The organism is Ruegeria sp. CDSB136, assembly GCF_059610965.1.
On record NZ_JBXWOP010000023.1, the window covers coordinates 28,013 to 45,747 of the forward strand.

The 17,735-nt window shown below is 57.0% G+C and carries 19 protein-coding genes; 14 read left to right on the top strand and 5 right to left on the bottom strand.

Annotated features, from left to right (window positions below; translation table 11 throughout):
* Positions 1-2 precede the first annotated feature (2 nt).
* The 14 genes from AC2FIR_RS20795 to AC2FIR_RS20860 all read left to right on the top strand — a co-directional run bounded on the left by AC2FIR_RS20795 (position 3) and on the right by AC2FIR_RS20860 (position 12,699).
* A complete protein-coding gene (locus AC2FIR_RS20795) occupies positions 3-743 on the top strand; it encodes a cytochrome c biogenesis CcdA family protein (RefSeq protein ID WP_170617224.1) in 741 nt (246 codons plus the stop codon).
* A gap of 14 nt (positions 744-757) precedes the next feature.
* Positions 758-1,336 (top strand): thioredoxin family protein, encoded by a 579-nt coding sequence (locus tag AC2FIR_RS20800; RefSeq protein ID WP_496763015.1) that lies wholly within the window; start codon positions 758-760, stop codon positions 1,334-1,336.
* A 131-nt stretch (positions 1,337-1,467) separates the two neighbouring features.
* Complete coding sequence (soxX, locus tag AC2FIR_RS20805) at positions 1,468-1,944, top strand: sulfur oxidation c-type cytochrome SoxX (protein WP_170617228.1); 477 nt, start codon at positions 1,468-1,470, stop codon at positions 1,942-1,944.
* A 46-nt stretch (positions 1,945-1,990) separates the two neighbouring features.
* Positions 1,991-2,407 (top strand): thiosulfate oxidation carrier protein SoxY, encoded by a 417-nt coding sequence (soxY, locus tag AC2FIR_RS20810; protein WP_170617230.1) that lies wholly within the window; start codon positions 1,991-1,993, stop codon positions 2,405-2,407.
* A 34-nt stretch (positions 2,408-2,441) separates the two neighbouring features.
* On the top strand, positions 2,442-2,771 hold the full coding sequence (soxZ, locus tag AC2FIR_RS20815; protein WP_170617232.1) for a thiosulfate oxidation carrier complex protein SoxZ: 330 nt from the start codon (positions 2,442-2,444) through the stop codon (positions 2,769-2,771).
* A 70-nt stretch (positions 2,772-2,841) separates the two neighbouring features.
* A complete protein-coding gene (soxA, locus tag AC2FIR_RS20820; protein WP_170807472.1) occupies positions 2,842-3,687 on the top strand; it encodes a sulfur oxidation c-type cytochrome SoxA in 846 nt (281 codons plus the stop codon).
* 87 nt (positions 3,688-3,774) lie between these two features.
* Entirely contained in the window at positions 3,775-5,472 is a 1,698-nt protein-coding gene (gene soxB, locus AC2FIR_RS20825; protein ID WP_496763018.1) for a thiosulfohydrolase SoxB, read from the top strand.
* 64 nt (positions 5,473-5,536) lie between these two features.
* Entirely contained in the window at positions 5,537-6,808 is a 1,272-nt protein-coding gene (gene soxC / locus AC2FIR_RS20830) for a sulfite dehydrogenase (RefSeq protein ID WP_496747345.1), read from the top strand.
* Complete coding sequence (locus AC2FIR_RS20835) at positions 6,792-7,850, top strand: c-type cytochrome (protein WP_496747347.1); 1,059 nt, start codon at positions 6,792-6,794, stop codon at positions 7,848-7,850. Before soxC ends, AC2FIR_RS20835 begins: the two co-directional genes overlap by 17 nt.
* Before the next feature lie 56 nt (positions 7,851-7,906).
* Positions 7,907-8,560, top strand: coding sequence for a c-type cytochrome (locus tag AC2FIR_RS20840; protein ID WP_480714432.1), 654 nt, complete (start codon positions 7,907-7,909; stop codon positions 8,558-8,560).
* A gap of 24 nt (positions 8,561-8,584) precedes the next feature.
* Positions 8,585-9,847, top strand: a complete 1,263-nt coding sequence (locus AC2FIR_RS20845) for an FCSD flavin-binding domain-containing protein (protein WP_170617243.1) — start codon at positions 8,585-8,587, stop codon at positions 9,845-9,847.
* Positions 9,848-9,928: 81 nt separating this feature from the next.
* Positions 9,929-10,363 (top strand): DUF302 domain-containing protein, encoded by a 435-nt coding sequence (locus AC2FIR_RS20850; RefSeq protein ID WP_496747348.1) that lies wholly within the window; start codon positions 9,929-9,931, stop codon positions 10,361-10,363.
* Between the two features lies 1 nt (position 10,364).
* The gene (gene hemA, locus AC2FIR_RS20855) at positions 10,365-11,588 is read left to right on the top strand and encodes a 5-aminolevulinate synthase (RefSeq protein WP_496763020.1); all 1,224 of its coding nucleotides are present in this window, start codon (positions 10,365-10,367) and stop codon (positions 11,586-11,588) included.
* Positions 11,589-11,640: 52 nt separating this feature from the next.
* A complete protein-coding gene (locus tag AC2FIR_RS20860) occupies positions 11,641-12,699 on the top strand; it encodes a YeeE/YedE family protein (protein ID WP_170617249.1) in 1,059 nt (352 codons plus the stop codon).
* A gap of 1 nt (position 12,700) precedes the next feature.
* Here the strand turns inward: AC2FIR_RS20860 and AC2FIR_RS20865 are convergent, their stop codons facing one another.
* The 5 genes from AC2FIR_RS20865 to AC2FIR_RS20885 all read right to left on the bottom strand — a co-directional run bounded on the left by AC2FIR_RS20865 (position 12,701) and on the right by AC2FIR_RS20885 (position 17,680).
* Positions 12,701-13,645: an MBL fold metallo-hydrolase gene (locus tag AC2FIR_RS20865; RefSeq protein ID WP_496747353.1), complete on the bottom strand. Its 945-nt coding sequence runs from the start codon at positions 13,643-13,645 to the stop codon at positions 12,701-12,703.
* Positions 13,642-14,568 carry an MBL fold metallo-hydrolase gene (locus tag AC2FIR_RS20870; protein WP_496747355.1) on the bottom strand — a complete coding sequence of 309 codons (927 nt, stop codon included), beginning with the start codon at positions 14,566-14,568 and terminating at the stop codon, positions 13,642-13,644. The genes AC2FIR_RS20865 and AC2FIR_RS20870 overlap by 4 nt, the downstream gene beginning before the upstream one ends.
* Before the next feature lie 135 nt (positions 14,569-14,703).
* Positions 14,704-16,092 (bottom strand): TRAP transporter large permease, encoded by a 1,389-nt coding sequence (locus AC2FIR_RS20875; protein ID WP_496763022.1) that lies wholly within the window; start codon positions 16,090-16,092, stop codon positions 14,704-14,706.
* Positions 16,085-16,582 carry a TRAP transporter small permease gene (locus AC2FIR_RS20880; RefSeq protein ID WP_480442255.1) on the bottom strand — a complete coding sequence of 166 codons (498 nt, stop codon included), beginning with the start codon at positions 16,580-16,582 and terminating at the stop codon, positions 16,085-16,087. Before AC2FIR_RS20880 ends, AC2FIR_RS20875 begins: the two co-directional genes overlap by 8 nt.
* A 63-nt stretch (positions 16,583-16,645) precedes the next feature.
* A complete protein-coding gene (locus AC2FIR_RS20885) occupies positions 16,646-17,680 on the bottom strand; it encodes a TRAP transporter substrate-binding protein (protein ID WP_496747358.1) in 1,035 nt (344 codons plus the stop codon).
* Positions 17,681-17,735 lie beyond the last annotated feature (55 nt).

Below are 17,735 nucleotides of genomic sequence, written 5' to 3' on the forward strand. Positions count from 1 at the left end.
CCATGCTCGACATTACATTTGCAGGAGCTTTGGTCGCGGGGCTTTTATCTTTTCTCTCTCCCTGCATCCTGCCGATTGTGCCCTTCTACCTCAGCTATCTGGCGGGTGTCGGGATGGAGCAGATTTCAGCAGGTTCCGCCATTTCGCCCGGCGTCCGTCGCAGGGCCACGTTATCTGCAATCGCATTTGCGGCCGGGATCATCACCGTATTCATGGCTCTCGGAGCGACGGCTTCGATTTTTGGGCAGTTGGTCCGAGAGTATTTTGACATTCTACGCTGGATCGCGGCGGCCATCATCATTGCAATGGGACTGCATTTCCTTGGGCTTGTCCGCATCGGGTTTCTGTATCGCCAGTTTCGCGCGGACATAGGCGAGACGTCGAATATAAGCCTGATCGGAGCCTACGTTCTTGGACTGGCCTTTGCTTTTGGCTGGACACCCTGCGTCGGACCGGTGCTTGCGGCAATCCTGTTTACGGCGGCAGGTACCGAGACGGCCTGGCGTGGTGCAATGCTTTTGTTCGTCTACGGTGCAGGAATGACCGCGCCGTTTGTTCTGGCGGCCTTTTTGGTTCGCCCGTTCATGCAATGGATGGCGCGGTTCAGGAAGCATTTGCCTTTGATCGAAAAGGCAATGGGCGGGCTGCTGATTCTCTTCGGCGTGCTGATTGCAACCAACTCTATCAACCTCATCGCCCAGTGGATGCTGGACCATATGCCCTGGCTCGCGGCGATTGGCTAAGACAGGAGGAAGACATGAACCGAGTATTACTTTTCCTGGCAGCGTGCCTGTTGGGTGGGGCAGTTTCCGCTGCGGAACTGGGCGACGACGGCTTGCACAAAACGCCGTGGATGCGCGATACGTTCAAGGACCTCCGCGAGGACCTTGAAGAGGCTTCAAGTGAAGGTAAGCGCTTGGTTTTATTCATTGAACAACAAGGCTGCATCTATTGCAAAAAGATGCATGATGAGGTTTTTCCCCAGCCTGATCTGGCGGTGTATATCGAAGACAACTTCTTTGTGGTCCAATTGGATTTGCATGGAAGCACCACCGCCACCGACTTTGACGGGGAAGAAAATGAGCAAAGAGCGCTGATGCGCAAGTGGGGGATTCTGTTCACCCCGACGCTTGTTTTTCTGCCGGAAGAGGTGCCCGAGGACGTCACAGCCATCAATGCGGCGGTTGCCGTCATGCCAGGCGCGTTCTCCATAGGAACAACCCTGGATCTTTTTACTTGGGTCAATGAGAAACGATACGAACTTGATAATGGTGAAGATTTTCAACGATACCATGCGCGGCGCATTCAGGAGCGAAACAATATTTCGCAGGACTGAGCGATAGCGTTACAAATAAAAAAATTCATTTTGATGAATTTAATGTTGCGACGAACCCTGCCCGTCGACTACGGTACACCAAAGCTTTGGGCCGCAAAGCGCCATCGGCGCGGTAGCAAATGGGAGGGATCATGAAGCTGAGACTCTTAACTTTGGTCTGCGCAATGACAGGTGTCGCCGCTTATGCGGCAGGTACAGGCCCGAAAGACGTAGCCTATGATGATTATGGTGCAATCGAGGTCTCTCTGACCGGCGTTGCAGGTGATGCCGAAAACGGTGCGATCATCGTCGGAGACAAGTCAAAGGGCAACTGCGTGGCCTGCCACGCGGTTACGGCCTTGGCGGAAATTCCGTTTCATGGCGAAGTTGGACCGATGCTGGACGGAGCTGGTGATCGTTGGAGCGAAGCAGAACTTCGCGGTTTGGTCGCAAATGCCAAGATGACGTTTGAAGGAACGGTCATGCCCGCCTTCTACAAGGATGACGGCTATATTCGCCCCGGCGACGCCTATACCGGCAAAGCTCCGTCAGCGCCTTTGACGACGATCCTCACCGCGCAGGAGATCGAGGATGTGGTCGCATTTCTGGCGACCCTGAAAGAGGAATGATCACGCGTTAAGGCGTGAAATTGCGAGAATCCGAAGGAGATTGAAAATGGAACTTTCTCGTCGCGAGACTCTGGCCCTTGGCCTGAGCGCCGCGTTCCTGACACTGATGCCGCTCCGCGCCAATGCGGCCGCCGAAGATGCCATCGCGGCGTTTACCGGCGGGGCGGACATGGCGGACGGTGGTGTCACCCTTACGGCGCCGGAAATTGCCGAGAATGGCAATACTGTACCGATTGAAGTCAGTGCGCCGGGTGCTTCCGCAATTCTGATCGTGGCGGCAGGTAACCCCGAGCCGGGCGTTGCCACGTTCAATTTCGGCCCTCTGGCGGCCGAACAGGCTGCATCCACGCGCATCCGCCTAGCCGGAACGCAGGACGTCATTGCTGTGGCCAAGATGGCGGATGGCAGCTTTGCCAAGGCATCCGCGACCGTAAAAGTGACAATTGGCGGCTGCGGCGGCTGATCGCCACGCGCCCTGAAGAACAGGAGTTCAACCAATGGCATCCGGTGTAAAACCCCGCGTCAAGGTTCCCAAGACTGCCGCTGCTGGCGAAACGATCACGATCAAAACGCTTATCAGCCACAAAATGGAAAGCGGTCAGCGCAAAGACAAAGAAGGAAATGTCATCCCGCGTTCGATCATAAACCGTTTCACCTGCGAGTTTAACGGTGAACTGGTCGTTGATGTGACGATGGAGCCGGCGATTTCGACAAACCCGTACTTCCAGTTCGAAGCAACTGTGCCCGAGGCCGGTGAGTTTGTCTTCACATGGTACGACGATGACGGTTCTGTCTACGACGAAAAGAAATCGATCGAGATCGCCTGACGGCTCGACCGCTAAGGCAGGTCAGCGCCGGATATGAGTTCTGGCGCTGGTCCACCAAGGGAGGAACGTAATGAAAAATAAGGCACTTACGGCGATTGTTGCAATTCTGGCTTTCCCAGTGGCGGCAGTGGCCGAACCAGACGGCGACAATCTCGTGATCAACGACGAGCTGGATATGATCTCGGTAACCGCGGCACCGGCGCATGTCGAAAACTTCGACAAAATCTATTCGGGGTGGCATTTCCGAACCGATGAAACCCAGGCGCTTCAAATCGACGATTTTGACAATCCGGCGATGATCTTTGTCGACCAGGCGGCGGACCTGTTCCAGGCGGCCGATGGTGCCGCTGGTGAAAGCTGTGCCTCGTGCCATGATGGCGTTGAGAGCTTCAAAGGGTTGCAGGCGTCCATGCCCAAGGTCGATGCCGAAAGCGGCAAGCTGATGGTCATGGAAGATCTGATCAACAAGTGTCGTACGGATCGCATGGAAGCCGATGCCTGGAAATGGTCCGGCGGCGACATGCAGGGTATGGTCGCGCTGATTGGTCTGCAGTCACGCGGGATGCCGATGAACGTCGCTATTGATGGCGATGCCGCCCCCTATTGGGAGCAGGGTAAGGAAATGTACTACACCCGCTATGGCCAGTTGGAACTGAGCTGCGCCAATTGTCATGAGGACAACTGGGGCAACATGATCCGGGCGGATCACCTGAGCCAGGGTATGATCAACGGATTTCCGACCTACCGCCTGAAACAGGCCAAGCTGATTTCGCGCCACAATCGTTTCCGTGGCTGTATTCGCGATACGCGGGCGGAAACCTTTGCCGAAGGATCGGATGAGTTCCGCGCGCTGGAGCTTTACGTTGCTTCACGTGGCAACGGGCTGTCGGTCGAAACTCCGGCCGTGCGCCAATAACACTGAACCCGCGCAAGAGATGTCTTGCGCGGGTTTTCGACCGATTAAACATTCACACATTTATATGTGAAATAGGAAAGCCGATAGATGATTTCGCGACGTGACTTCCTGCAGGTTTCAATGGCCGCTTCCGCGCTCTATGGGGCATCCGGGTTTGGAAACTGGGCCAGACTTGCCGCGCAGCAAAGCCTCACACAGGATCAACTGCTGGAGTTTGAGACCTTTGGCAATATCAGCCTGATCCATGTCACCGACATACACGCGCAACTCAAGCCGATCTATTTCCGCGAACCCGAAGTCAATCTGGGTATCGGCGACGCGCGTGGGCACATGCCGCATGTGACGGGTGCCGCGTTTCGCAAAGCCTACGGGATCGAGGATGGAAGCCCGTCTGCCTATGCACTGACCTACAATGATTTCGCGGCGCTGGCGAAGACCTATGGCCGGGTCGGTGGTCTGGACCGGGTCTCGACAATCATAAACGCTATCCGCGCTGACCGCCCTGATGCCCTGCTTCTGGACGGCGGCGATACATGGCACGGTTCTTACACCTGCTACCAGACGGCTGGGCAGGACATGGTCAATGTCATGAACGCGCTGAAACCCGACGCGATGACCTTCCATTGGGAGTTCACCCTGGGTAGCGACAGGGTGAATGAAATCGTCGAAGGCTTGCCCTTTGCCGCCCTGGGCCAGAACATCTTTGACGCCGAATGGGACGAACCCGCCGAGCTGTTCCAACCCTACAAGTTCTTTGACCGGGGCGGCGCAAAGGTCGCCGTGATCGGGCAGGCATTCCCCTACATGCCAATCGCCAACCCGGGCTGGATGTTCCCGGAATACTCTTTCGGTATTCGGGACGAAAACATGCAGGCCATGGTCGACGAAGTGCGCGATGCCGGTGCCGAAGTTGTCGTTGTCCTCAGCCACAATGGTTTCGACGTTGACAAAAAGATGGCCGCCCGGGTGCAGGGGATCGACGTGATCCTCAGCGGTCACACCCATGATGCGCTGCCCGAGCCAGTTCTGGTTGGCAAGACCCACATCGTCGCGTCCGGCTCGAATGGCAAATTCGTCAGCCGCGTGGACCTGGATGTGCGGGATGGCCAGATGATGGGGTTGAAGCACAAGCTGATCCCGATCTTCTCGGACGTTATCGCACCAGATCCAGCCATTTCTGCCTTGATCAACGATCAACGCGCACCTTTCGAAACGGCATTGAGCGAGGTCATCGGAAAGACCGACTCGTTGCTCTATCGCCGGGGCAACTTTAACGGCACTTGGGATGATCTGATCTGCGATGCCCTGATCAACCAGCGCGAGGCGGACATCGCGATGTCGCCCGGCGTCCGTTGGGGGCCGTCGATCCTGCCGGGGCAGGACATTACCCGCGAAGACATCTGGAACGTCACCTCGATGTCCTATCCGAACGCGTATCGCACGGAAATGACGGGCGAATTCATCCACGTGATCCTCGAAGATGTCGGTGACAACCTGTTCAACCCAGATCCCTACTACCAGCAGGGCGGCGACATGGTGCGTGTCGGCGGGCTTGGCTACCGCATCGACGTAACCAAACCGCAAGGCCAGCGGATCAGTGAAATGACCCTGCTCAAGACCGGCGAGGCGATTGATCCGTCGAAAACCTACGTCGTGGCGGGTTGGGCCAGCGTCAACGAGGGCACCGAAGGCCCACCCATTTGGGATGTCGTCGAAAACCACATTCGCGGCCAGGGCACCGTGACCGTCGAGCCGAATACATCGGTCGATGTCATCGGCGCCTGAGGCCGCGGCCGGAACTTGCAACACATAAACAAAATTTGCTGATCGAGTAACGGAGGCAAACACGATGAGTGAAAACTCCAGAGAAAAGGCACCCTCCCGCCGCCAATTTCTAAGTGGCGCGGCCGCCGTTGGAGTAGGAGCAGTCGGCGCCGGAGCAGCGCGCGCTGCCGGCCCCGATCCGCTGATTACCCAGGTTCAGGAATGGGCACAGGCCACTGGTGAGGGCGTGGATGCGACCCCCTACGGGTTGCCGATCCAGTTTGAAGACGACGTCGTGCGCCGCAATGTCGAGTGGCTGACCGCCGACACGATCAGTTCGATAAACTTCACACCGATCCACGCGTTGGACGGTACAATCACGCCGCAGGGTTGCGCGTTCGAAAGGCATCATTCAGGCGCCATCGAACTGAGCAAGGCGGACTACCGCCTGATGATCAACGGGTTGGTCGATACACCCCTTGTGTTCACCTACGAAGACCTTGAACGCTTCCCGCGAGAGAACCGCGTTTATTTCTGCGAGTGCGCCGCAAATACCGGTATGGAATGGGCCGGTGCGCAACTGAATGGTGCGCAGTTCACCCATGGAATGATCCACAACATGGAGTATTCCGGTGTTCCGCTTCGCACCCTGCTGGAAGAGGCCGGCGTGAAGCCCGAAGGCAAGTGGGTTTACGTTGAAGGGGCGGATGCATCCTCGAACGGGCGCTCGATCCCGCTGGAAAAGGCCATGGACGACGTGCTCGTGGCCTTCAAGGCCAATGGCGAGGCGTTGCGCAAGGAACATGGCTATCCGGTTCGCCTGGTCGTCCCCGGTTGGGAAGGCAACATGTGGGTCAAATGGCTGCGCCGCGTCGAGGTCACGGAAATGGCGATTGAGAGCCGCGAGGAGACTTCGAAATACACCGACACGCTGGAAGACGGCACATCCCGCAAATGGACCTGGGTCATGGACGCCAAGTCCGTTGTAACGTCGCCCAGTCCACAGGCTCCGATCAAGCACGGACCGGGACCCTTGGTGATCACGGGGTTGGCCTGGTCTGGAAGAGGCTCGATCACGGGTGTCGACGTTTCCGTGGACGGGGGCAAGAACTGGATTCCGGCCCGACTGGCAGCGCCCGGTACGGACAAGGCGCTGACCCGCTTTTATCTGGACTACAACTGGGACGGGTCCGAAATGCTTCTGCGGGCCCGCGCGAAGGATTCCACAGGCTATGTCCAGCCAAGCAAGGCCCAACTGCGTGAAGTGCGCGGCGAGAATTCAATTTACCACAACAATTGCATCCAGACCTGGTGGATCAAAGAGACCGGAGAGGCGGAAAATGTCGAAGTATCCTGAGCTGTTAGCCGCCTCCGCCCTTGCTTTATGTTTGGCCGTACCGGCTTATGCCGAAAAATTCGGGCTTGGACGGCCAGCACTGTCAGAAGAGATTGCGGCGTGGGATCTGGACGTCGCTCCGGACGGAACCGGTTTGCCGGAGGGTTCTGGTGACGTGTTCACCGGAGAAGAGGTCTTTGCCGAGCAATGCGCGATCTGCCACGGCGATTTCGCGGAAGGCGTGGACAACTGGCCCAAACTGGCGGGCGGCGAAGGCACACTGGCCGACAAGGACCCTCTGAAAACAGTCGGGTCCTATTGGCCCTATCTTTCGACGGTCTGGGACTATGTGAACCGGTCCATGCCCTTCGGAAACGCACAGTCGCTGGAAACGGATGATGTCTATGCGATGGTGGCCTATATCCTTTATTCCAATGACATCGTCGATGACGAGTTTACTCTGTCGCACGAGAATTTCCTTGAAGTCGAAATGCCGAATGCAGGCGGTTTCATCGTGGATGATCGTGAAACCGCTGAGGCCCATTTCTGGACCAGCAAACCTTGCATGACCGATTGCAAGGAAAGCGTGGAAATCACGATGCGCGCGGCCGTTTTGGATGTTACGCCTGAAGAAACCGCAGCAAAGGCGACCGAGGCGCAGCCTTCGGTTCAGGAAGCATCGGTGGAGGTCGAAGAGAAACCGGCGGAAGCTACAGCAGTAGAACAAACCGCCGCACTTGATCCCGAGATGATCGAAAGCGGAAAGAAAGTTTTCAAGAAGTGCCAATCCTGTCATCAGGTCGGTGAAAGTGCCAAGCACCGGACGGGCCCGGCCTTGAATGGGATTATCGGAGCAAATGCCGGTGCTGTCGAAGGGTTCAAATACTCCAAGGCAATGAAGGCGGCCGCCGATGACGGCCTCGTCTGGACTGACGAAGAAATGGCGGCGTTTCTGGCAAAGCCCAAAGCCTACATGAAGGGGACGCGAATGTCTTTCGCGGGACTTAAGAAAGAGGACGATATCCAGGCGGTCATTGTCTATCTCAAGTCGTTCGGAGGCTGACCATGGGGTGGCCGAAGGTACTGAGTTGTGCTGCGGTCTTGGGTGGTCTTGCACCTATGGCAAGCGCAACCGAGGACCTGGGCGATGCGGACGCCGGGAAAGCTGTGTTCGCGCAGTGTAAAGGCTGCCACGAGGTCGGTGACGGGGCTGAAAACAAGATCGGTCCACATCTGAACGGAATCTTCGGCCGCAAGGCCGCCGGGCTGGATGGCTTCAACTATTCGAAAAGCCTGAAACGTGCAGGAAATTCGGGCCTGGAATGGCACGCGGACACCCTGTCGGCTTACATCGAAAACCCACGTGCCTTTGCGTCAGGAACACGGATGAGTTTTCGCGGTTTGAAGACCGCGGAAGACCGGGCCAACGTCATCGCATATCTTCGGGCGTTTTCGGACAACCCCCGGGATATTCCCGAAGCGGATCCAACGGCTAAAAGTACCGATCGCTCGGTCGACCCGGCAATTCTGGCGATCCAGGGTGATCCTGATTATGGCGCATATCTCAGCAGCGAATGTACGACATGCCATCAGATCGAAGGGGCCGACGATGGCATTCCTTCGATCGTGTATTGGCCTGATGAGGACTTCGTGGTCGCCATGCACGCATACAAGCAAAAGCAGCGGCCCCATCCGGTCATGCAAATGATCGCCGGACGGCTAAGCAACGACGAGATCGCGGCCTTGGCCGCCTATTTCAACAATCCAGAATAAAAGTGACTAAGGGGAGGAAACGCGATGACAATCAATAGACGAGCATTTCTTGGAACCGCCGGGGCAATTGCCGCCGGGCTGTCCGCTCCGATGGTACTGGCGCAAGGCAAGCCACGTGTCGTGGTTGTTGGCGGCGGCGCCGGTGGGGCAACCGCTGCACGCTACATTGCCAAGGATAGCAAAGGCGAAATCGATGTAACTCTGATCGAGCCGTCCAGAACGTACTACACCTGTTTCTTCTCGAACCTTTATTTGGGAGGGTTTCAGGAGCTTTCGGATATTGCACACAGCTACGGCACGCTGGCCGCGGACTATGGCATCAACGTGGTTCATGATTGGGCGGTTGGCGTGGATCGCGACGCAAAGACCGTGTCCCTGGCGGGGGGTGGATCCGTCCCGTATGACAAGCTGATCCTGAGCCCGGGTATCGATTTCGTCGATGGCGCGGTCGAGGGTTGGGATATCTCCGCACAAAACAAGATGCCGCACGCATATAAGGCCGGTTCCCAGACCGAACTCCTGAAAGCGCAGGTAATGGCAATGCCCGAAGGCGGGATCTTTGCAATGGTCGCCCCGCCGAATCCCTACCGTTGCCCTCCCGGGCCGTACGAGCGCGTTTCAATGGTCGCGCATGTTTTGAAGGCGAACAATCCGACAGCAAAAATTATCGTAGCTGATCCGAAACCGAAGTTTTCCAAGATGTCACTGTTTCAGGAAGGCTGGGCAAACCACTACGAAGGGACGGTAGACTGGATCGGTGAAGACTTCGGCGGCGGCAACGTGTCGGTGAATCCGGACGCGATGACTGTGACCATCGACGGTGAAGTGACCAAGGTCGATGTCTGCAATGTGATCCCGGCGATGAAAGCGGGGCGCATCGCGGAAATGGCGGGTGTGACCGACGGAAACTGGGCGCCTGTCAATGCGGCGGACATGTCCTCGAAAGCCGATCCGGACATTTATGTTCTTGGTGATGCCAGCCAGCAGGGCGACATGCCGAAATCCGGTTTCTCGGCCAACAGTCAGGCGAAGGTTTGTGCAAATGCCGTACGAGGCGCGCTGACCGGGTCGAAAGTGTTTCCGGCCAAGTTTTCGAACACGTGCTGGTCGCTCATCGATGCAGATGACGGGGTCAAAGTCGGTGCCACGTACGAAGCGACGCCCGAGAAGATCGCCAAGGTGGATGGTTTCATCAGTCAGACAGGCGAAAACACAGACCTTCGGAAAGCAACCTACGAAGAGTCGCTTGGTTGGTACGCGGGTATCACCTCGGACATGTTTGGCTAAAGGACTGGGGGGGGGTTGACCGGTGTCAAAGCCCCCGCAGCACAACCTGAGAGAATGCGGTTTACGAGGAGGATCACGATCATGAAACACTTTATCGCTACGGCCGCGCTTTCCGCTGTCTTGGCAAGCCAGGCGCTTGCGGAAGCGATCATAACCACTCCCTTCGACGGAAGTTTTGACGATGCCACCTTCGCCGTGGAGTCCGCGATCGTGGGACAGGGACTGGTCATCGACTATGTCAGCCATGTCGGTGAAATGCTGAAACGAACAGGCTCTGACGTCGGCAGCGACAAACAGATTTTTTCGGCCGCAGATATCTTCATCTTCTGTTCAGCAAAGATCTCGCGTGAGGTGATGGAAGCCGACCCAATGAATATCGGCTACTGCCCCTACGGAATTTTTGTGGCCGAGAACGATAGCGGCGTGATGGTGGGATACCGAAGCTATCCTGACGGTCCGATGCAAAAGGTTCAGGCCCTGTTGTCCGAGATCGTCGAAGAGGCCGTTGGAAACTGAAATGGACTACCAGCAGTGCATTCGCGACCAGCTTGATAAGCTGAAGGAAGAAGGGAACTACCGGGTCTTCGCTGATCTGGAACGTCAGTGCGGCAAGTTCCCAACTGCCCGAAGCCACACGAAGAGCAGTCCTGAGAATGTAACCGTCTGGTGTTCGAACGATTATCTCGGGATGGGCCAGCATCCCAAAGTCCTCGCCGCCATGCATCAGGCCATTGACAGCTGTGGTGCCGGGGCTGGCGGAACACGGAATATCTCGGGAACCACCCACGAGCATGTGTTGCTGGAACAAGAACTTGCAGACCTGCATGGCAAGGAAGCGGCGTTGTTGTTCACGTCCGGCTACGTGTCGAACTGGGCTGCTTTGGGCACTTTGGCGTCCAAGATCCCCGACATCACTGTTCTGTCCGACGAGTTGAACCACGCTTCGATGATCGAGGGCATACGCCATAGTCGCTGCAACAAGCGGATCTGGAAGCACAACGACCTCGCGGACCTTGAAAGGCATCTTGCGGACCTGCCGGCCAATACCCCGAAACTCATCGCGTTCGAGAGTGTTTATTCGATGGACGGCGACATTGCACCGATTGCCGAGATTTGCGATCTGGCGGATCGCTATGGCGCGATGACATATCTGGATGAGGTTCACGCCGTCGGACTTTACGGCCCACGCGGAGGTGGCATTGCCGAACGCGAAGGTCTGATGGACCGTCTGACCGTCATCGAAGGAACATTGGGCAAAGCGTTCGGCGTAGTCGGCGGATACATCGCGGCCTCCCATGACCTTGTCGACTTTGTTCGGTCTTTTGCCAGTGGGTTCATATTCACCACCGCGCTGCCCCCTGCCGTGGCAGCTGGTGCGGCGGCCTCTGTTCGTCATCTGAAGCAGAGCAAAGCGGAGCGGCATTTGCACCGGCAACGCGTGCAGGAAGTCAGAAACAGGCTGGACGATCTGGGCATTCCACACACACCCAACCCAAGCCACACCATCCCGGTCATGGTTGGCGACCCGATCAAATGCCGCTTTATATCAGACGTTCTGATGCGCGATTTCGGGATCTATATCCAGCCCATCAACTACCCAACCGTCCCGAAGGGAACTGAACGTTTGCGGATCACTCCGTCGCCCGTGCATTCACCGGAAGACATCGACAGGTTGGTAGCCGCTTTGGGCGAGCTTTGGACGCAATGCCAACTGGCTCGAACGCCGATGGCCGCGCAATAGTAATTTGACGAAAGACAAAGACGAACAATCAACGAGGTGAGAGTTTCTGTCCATGGAGAGGCTCATCGATCTGCTGGGAGACCCGGGCGCGCTGGCATTTGCCGGAGCGCTTGTCGGCCTCCTATTCGGTGTGACCGCCCAGAAATCCCACTTCTGTTTGCGCGCCTCGACCGTCGAGGTCGCTGAAGGTGAGTTCGGGCCACGGCTTGCGGTTTGGCTGATTGCCTTCTCCGCAGCGCTGACTCTGGTGCAGGGGTTTGTCTCGTTCGGATGGCTGGACCTGTCCGGGGCGCGTGCGATTGCATCGACGGGAAGTCTCAGCGGTGCGGTAATTGGCGGTGCAATGTTCGGGGTTGGAATGGTTCTGTCGCGCGGGTGCGCCTCACGCCTGTTGGTTCTGGCGTCCAGCGGGAACCTGCGTGCCCTTGTAGCGGGGTTGATTCTGACCTTGGTGGCTCAGGCGGCCTACACCGGTGTTCTCAGCCCGGCGCGCGAGGCGCTTTCCGGCATCTGGACCATCGCTGGAGGCGCGCCGCGTGATCTGTCCAAGATAATTGGGTTTTCTCCGGTGATTTACGCAAGCCTTGCGTCCTTCGGTTTGGCCCTGGCAATTGCATTTGCAATCCGCCGGAATGTCACGATCACCAAGATCGTATCCGCAGCAGGAGTTGGGGTGGCGGTTGCATTTGGCTGGTTGATGACATTTGCAATCGCGCAAGCGTCTTTTGAAGTTGTGCCCGTGTCCTCGGTCACCTTCACGGGCCCCTCCACAGATACACTGATGGCATTGGTTGCAGAGCGTAATGTCGTGCTGTCCTTCGGTATCGGCCTTGTTCCGGGTGTGGCCATCGGTGCAGCGGGATCTGCCATACTTGCCGGAGAGTGGAAGATTGAACGGTTTGGCCCGGATACACCGATGGAACGCTACCTGGTCGGGGCCGTTCTTATGGGTTTCGGAGCGATGCTGGCAGGCGGCTGCGCCGTTGGGGCCGGTTTGTCTGGTGGGTCAGCCCTGTCATCGACCGCATGGCTCGCCGTCTTCTTCATGTGGGTTGGGGCGATCAGCACGCACAGATTGCTGATGCGGTTGCCCGTTCCACAGCAATCCTGAACTATTCGAATTCCATTTGCTCATAGACACGTCCGGCGTTTTTTGTTGCCAGTTCTTCAAACGTATCCAGTTGGGCGTACGGGGACTGATCGACGTAGTAGGCCTCTGCCAGATCGCCACCGGCATCCATGTGCTCCTGAACCTTGCCGCGCAGGTAAATCAGGTAGTCGCGCGTATAGCGGCGTACCTGATCCATGTTTGTCGGGTGGCCGTGCCCGGGAATGACATATGTGGCATTCAAGGCTTCGAACTCATTGTCCCAGGTCTCAAGCCAATCGGCCGTGTAGGTCTCCTGAAAGATCGGCAGCATACGCTCGTGGAAGGCCATGTCGCCTGCGATGACAAGGCTTTGGTTGGGCAACCAGATCGAAATATCACCGGGACTGTGTGCCGGTCCAAGGTATTTCGCCTCAATGCGATAGTCGCCCAGCTCGACCACATATTCGTCGTCGAATGTTTCGGTCGGGCCAGCCAGAAACGTCCCTTCGGATTTGTCTTTATTGTAGTTTTGCATCCCCTGCAGGATCTGGGCGCCGTATTCTTCGAATTCTGCCGCTGCATCCGAGTGTGCGATGATTGGAACGCCAAGTTCTGACCAGTAGGCATTGCCAAGCATCGCGTGCCCCTGACCGTTCTCGTTAAAGACCAGTTTGACCGGCTGATCCGTGATCGCCTGGATTTCCTTGTGAAGCGCTTCGGCAAGTACATAGGCCGCACCACCGTTTACAACGACCACGCCCTCACCGGTTACGATGAAGCTGAGGTTGTTATTGTGACCGGAGTTTTCATAGGTGGGCGGAGCAGTTGCGCCAATGGCAGAATAGACGCCGGGAATGTATTCGACCGGTTTGGAATACAGCACGCTTTGCGGGTATTGATCTGCAATATCTTCGCTGGCCCAGGCTGGTGTGGCCAAGGCAACGGCAATCACGAACGATCGCATCATGAAGGCTCTCCAATGAATTGATATGCGGAGCCGGTCTTTTCGACCCGGCCAATCCCACCGTTCGGCAGGTGGAAGCCAATGATTTTCATTTGCTCCTGAGAAATCTGACCCAGCAGTGATGTGCGCGCAGTTGCTGCAGCTTCAGGGTCCTGATCAGTACCACTGTGCCAGTCCGGGCGTTCAAACGCGACATGCGGATTCCCGAGCGCATCGCCGACCATCATGACGGCCTCGGTTCCATTGCGAATTTCAAATGCCATATGGCCGGGCGTGTGCCCATAACTTGCCCGAGCGGCGATACCGGGAAGGATCTCCTGACCGTCGTCAAAGAACGCGACCTGATCCTCAATCGCCTCCATGCGTCGCTTTGCGCCCGCGGCAAACGCGGCGCGATCTTCCCCTATCGACCCTACCGTTGAAGGGTTCCACCAATAGTCCCATTCCTTGCGACCAAAGTGGTGTGCGGCGTTGGGAAAAAGCAGATCGTCGAAGTCGTCCAAAACGCCCCAAAGGTGATCCGGGTGCGCGTGGGTAAAGATCACCTGAGTTACGTCTTCAGGCGCCAGGCCAATTGTTTTAAGAGTTTCCAAAAGCTTGCCGGACGTCGGCATGAAATCAGACCCCGCCCCAACATCGAACAACACCGTGTTTTCATTGTCGCGGTAAAGTGCAACGTTGCACTCCGGCTCGTACTTGGTCGTGTCCACCTTATTGCGGTTCAGAAGCTGCTTCAGCTCTTTCTTCGGCATGGATCCGAACACCATCTCCGGCGGCAACGACAGGTGCCCGTCTGACACTGTTGATATCCGGGCCGAAGTCCCAAGCTGCACCTCGGCGAGTGCAATCCTGGATTGAGCACCCAATGCCGTCAGGCATGCGGCGTGAAACAAGAAAGTGCGTCGGGACCATGCATTCTCACTCATACACAATCACTAAAATGAATATTTTAATTTGTAAACGGCGAAAAGGAATTTCGTGCCGTGCCGTTTTCCTCAAAATCACAGCGCATCTAAGTCGGAGATACTGCGCAAGCGTCCAAAACAGGTATCAAAACTCGCTTAGCCCCCGATGAGTGCCGGCACCGCTAGCGTCAGGGCCGGTATCGACAGGATCAATGCAACCCGTACGACCTCGGCACCAAGAAAGGGAAAGACGCCCCGGAATACCGTGCCCATGGATGTATCCCTTGCAAGCGACGAAATGATGAACACGTTCAACCCGACGGGGGGCGTTATCAACCCCAGTTCCACAACGATCAGCGCCAGTATTCCAAACCAGATCTTGAGGTTATCGGCGTCCATTCCGAACGCCGCCGTCTCGGCCGTGGCGTACTCGCCCCCATTCAACGCAATCAGGGTCGGCCAGAAAAACGGGACCACCACAAGGATCATTGCCAAGCTTTCCATGAAGCAGCCAAGAATGACAAAGAGGCACAGCATGATCACAAGGATCAGCATCGGATCCATACCACTGGTTGCGGCCCAGTCGGACAAGGCCTGCGGCAACTGAGTGCGGGCAAAAAAGCCCTTCAGAACTTCGGCGCCAAAAAGGATCAGGTAGATCATTCCACTGGTGATTGCCGTGGCGCGAATGGCCTTCAACAACCCGGAAAACGCCAATCCTTCGCCCGTAAAAACCCGCAGCGCAAAACCGTAGGCCGTTATCACAAAAACCCCAATGCTGGCGGCGGGTGTTGGCGTGAACAGACCAAAGCCCAGACCCAGTATGATGGCACCGAAAATCAGAATAACGGGCCAGAGGCGACGTATAGCCAGTTTTCGTTCAACCGGATCCATCTGCGTCGGCTCTGGCGCCAGCGATGGTTTCATCCTCACCTGAATGGCAATCACGGCGATAAAACCCAGAACGGCCAATATCCCTGGCACGATAGCGGCCTGAAACATCCGCAGGATCGAGCCTTCCACGATGATCGCATAGATCACCAGGGCTACCGATGGCGGGATCAGAATTCCCAAGGTCCCTCCGGCGGCCAGTGATCCTGAGGCAAGACTGGGCGCATATCCCAGCCGTTTCAGTTCGGGCAACGAAACGCGCCCCATCGTGGCTGCGGTCGCCAGAGAAGACCCGCAAACTGCACCGAAACCACCGCAAGCCGCGACCGCAGCCATCGCAACGCCACCGCGCAAACGCGACATGAGCGCTTCGAGGCCTTTGAAGAGATCAGTGGATAGTCGCGCTTCGGCCGCAACATAGCCCATCAGGACAAACAGCGGGACGACGGAAAGGTCATAGTTGGCCACGTTTTCCCACAACAGGCTTTTGAATTGCTTCAGGTAGGGCACGAACCGGATGTAACTGACAGATTGGCTCAACACCCACGTGCCGCCAATCCCCACAACGATCATCGCGATCCCGACGGGCATCCGAAGCAGCAGGACGAAAAGAACGATCAGGCCAAGAATGCCGATGGAAATGGGATCAAGCATCTGCGGTGCCCTCTAATGCCTGAGACACCGCGATCAAAGCCCAAAGGATCATCGACAGCAGGCCGGGGAAATAGAATGGCCAGGTCGGCCACCCCAGAACGCTGGTCACCACCGCGTCCGAGCGTACTTCGAGCATACCGAAAACCATCCAGTAGCTTAAAAACACAGCTACAATGACGGTGACCCCCAACCAAAGAAGATCGAAGCCGCGCTGCACGGCTTTCGGCAGATGGTCCATCAGAAGATCCACTGACACATGGCCTCGATTTGCCTGGCAGTAGGGAAAGAACATCAAGGCCGCGCAGCTGATTGCCAGCTGAACAAAATCCTCATAGCCCGGCAGGCCCGACACATCCGCGCCAAACGCCCCGGCAATCCGATCGAGGATGAAGGCAAAAGCATTCGTTGTTGTGACGGCGACAATCGCAAGCAGGATGACGCCGCCGAGCAATGCAAAAGCATCCGCCAGCCGTTTCAGAACCACGCGCATTCTCATATTCCCGAGGCTTCACAAACGACCGGGCGATCATCGGACCGCTCGGTCGGTTTCCAATCAGTTGCCAGACTGGGCTGCGGCAATTGCCGCGCGGGCCTTGTCGACGAGGGCTGCACCATCAATGCCCTTCTCGCTCACCTCGTCAATCCAACGCTGGACGATCTGTTCGCTCACGGCGTTGAACTTGGCCGCTTCTTCGTCGGACAACACGATCCGTTCTACACCTGCGGCCTCAAGTGCCTCGGTGCCGCTTTCTTCGAAACCTTCCCAATTAGACCCGACCTCGCGCGCGACATTGGCGCCTGAATTGGCGTCGATAACGGCCTTAAGGTCATCCGGCAGCGCTTCGTAGGCGTCTTTGTTCATCGCCACCATGAAGGTCGCGGTGCCAAAGCGGTCTCCGTTCGGCAGTTCCGTTATGGACTTGTCCAGTTCCTGCAATTTCAGGGGCCGCACGATTTCCAGCGGGATCAGTGCGCCGTCCACAACGCCTTTCGACATGGCTTCGGGCAAGGCCGGCACGGGCATGCCGACGGGTTCCGCACCAATGCCTTCGATCACCCACGCGCCCGTACGGCTGGGGGTCCGCAGCTTCATCCCCTTTGCGTCTTCCAGGGTGCGCACCGGGTCGGTCGCCGAATGTATGACATTCCCATCATGGGTGTGCAGAAAGATGACGTGGACGTCATCGAAGTCTTCCGCGAGCATCTCCATCGAGGCGTTCATGGCGACCGTTGTATCCGTCGCAGAGCCTGCATGCACAAGCGGCAGTTCGAAAACTTCGGTGCGCGGAAAGACACCCGGTGTGTATCCCAGGACTGTCCAGACAATATCGGCAGACCCATCACGGACTTGGCTGTACAATTCAGGTGGTTTGCCACCCATCGACATTGACGGGAAGATTTCAATCGCAATCCTGCCATCGCTGTCGGCAGTGATCTTATCGGCCCATGGCTGCAGCATACCTTTGTGGGCCGCTGCGACTGGCGGCAGGAAGTGATGCATCGTCAGCGTCACTTCCTGGGCCAGGCTGGCTGTTGCTGAAACGGCCAGGGCGGCCAGTGAACTCAGCAAGGATTTCCTTATGGTCATGATTTCTCCTCCTCCGTTGTGTCGTGATGGCGCAGTTCGGTGTTTGGCGTTCGGC

Coding starts and splice junctions, on each gene's coding strand:
- AC2FIR_RS20795 (WP_170617224.1), top strand. CDS start 3: ATGCTCGACATTACATTTGCAGGAGCTTTGGTCGCGGGGCTTTTATCT.
- AC2FIR_RS20800 (WP_496763015.1), top strand. CDS start 758: ATGAACCGAGTATTACTTTTCCTGGCAGCGTGCCTGTTGGGTGGGGCA.
- soxX (WP_170617228.1), top strand. CDS start 1,468: ATGAAGCTGAGACTCTTAACTTTGGTCTGCGCAATGACAGGTGTCGCC.
- soxY (WP_170617230.1), top strand. CDS start 1,991: ATGGAACTTTCTCGTCGCGAGACTCTGGCCCTTGGCCTGAGCGCCGCG.
- soxZ (WP_170617232.1), top strand. CDS start 2,442: ATGGCATCCGGTGTAAAACCCCGCGTCAAGGTTCCCAAGACTGCCGCT.
- soxA (WP_170807472.1), top strand. CDS start 2,842: ATGAAAAATAAGGCACTTACGGCGATTGTTGCAATTCTGGCTTTCCCA.
- soxB (WP_496763018.1), top strand. CDS start 3,775: ATGATTTCGCGACGTGACTTCCTGCAGGTTTCAATGGCCGCTTCCGCG.
- soxC (WP_496747345.1), top strand. CDS start 5,537: ATGAGTGAAAACTCCAGAGAAAAGGCACCCTCCCGCCGCCAATTTCTA.
- AC2FIR_RS20835 (WP_496747347.1), top strand. CDS start 6,792: ATGTCGAAGTATCCTGAGCTGTTAGCCGCCTCCGCCCTTGCTTTATGT.
- AC2FIR_RS20840 (WP_480714432.1), top strand. CDS start 7,907: ATGGCAAGCGCAACCGAGGACCTGGGCGATGCGGACGCCGGGAAAGCT.
- AC2FIR_RS20845 (WP_170617243.1), top strand. CDS start 8,585: ATGACAATCAATAGACGAGCATTTCTTGGAACCGCCGGGGCAATTGCC.
- AC2FIR_RS20850 (WP_496747348.1), top strand. CDS start 9,929: ATGAAACACTTTATCGCTACGGCCGCGCTTTCCGCTGTCTTGGCAAGC.
- hemA (WP_496763020.1), top strand. CDS start 10,365: ATGGACTACCAGCAGTGCATTCGCGACCAGCTTGATAAGCTGAAGGAA.
- AC2FIR_RS20860 (WP_170617249.1), top strand. CDS start 11,641: ATGGAGAGGCTCATCGATCTGCTGGGAGACCCGGGCGCGCTGGCATTT.
- AC2FIR_RS20865 (WP_496747353.1), bottom strand. CDS start 13,645: ATGATGCGATCGTTCGTGATTGCCGTTGCCTTGGCCACACCAGCCTGG.
- AC2FIR_RS20870 (WP_496747355.1), bottom strand. CDS start 14,568: ATGAGTGAGAATGCATGGTCCCGACGCACTTTCTTGTTTCACGCCGCA.
- AC2FIR_RS20875 (WP_496763022.1), bottom strand. CDS start 16,092: ATGCTTGATCCCATTTCCATCGGCATTCTTGGCCTGATCGTTCTTTTC.
- AC2FIR_RS20880 (WP_480442255.1), bottom strand. CDS start 16,582: ATGCGCGTGGTTCTGAAACGGCTGGCGGATGCTTTTGCATTGCTCGGC.
- AC2FIR_RS20885 (WP_496747358.1), bottom strand. CDS start 17,680: ATGACCATAAGGAAATCCTTGCTGAGTTCACTGGCCGCCCTGGCCGTT.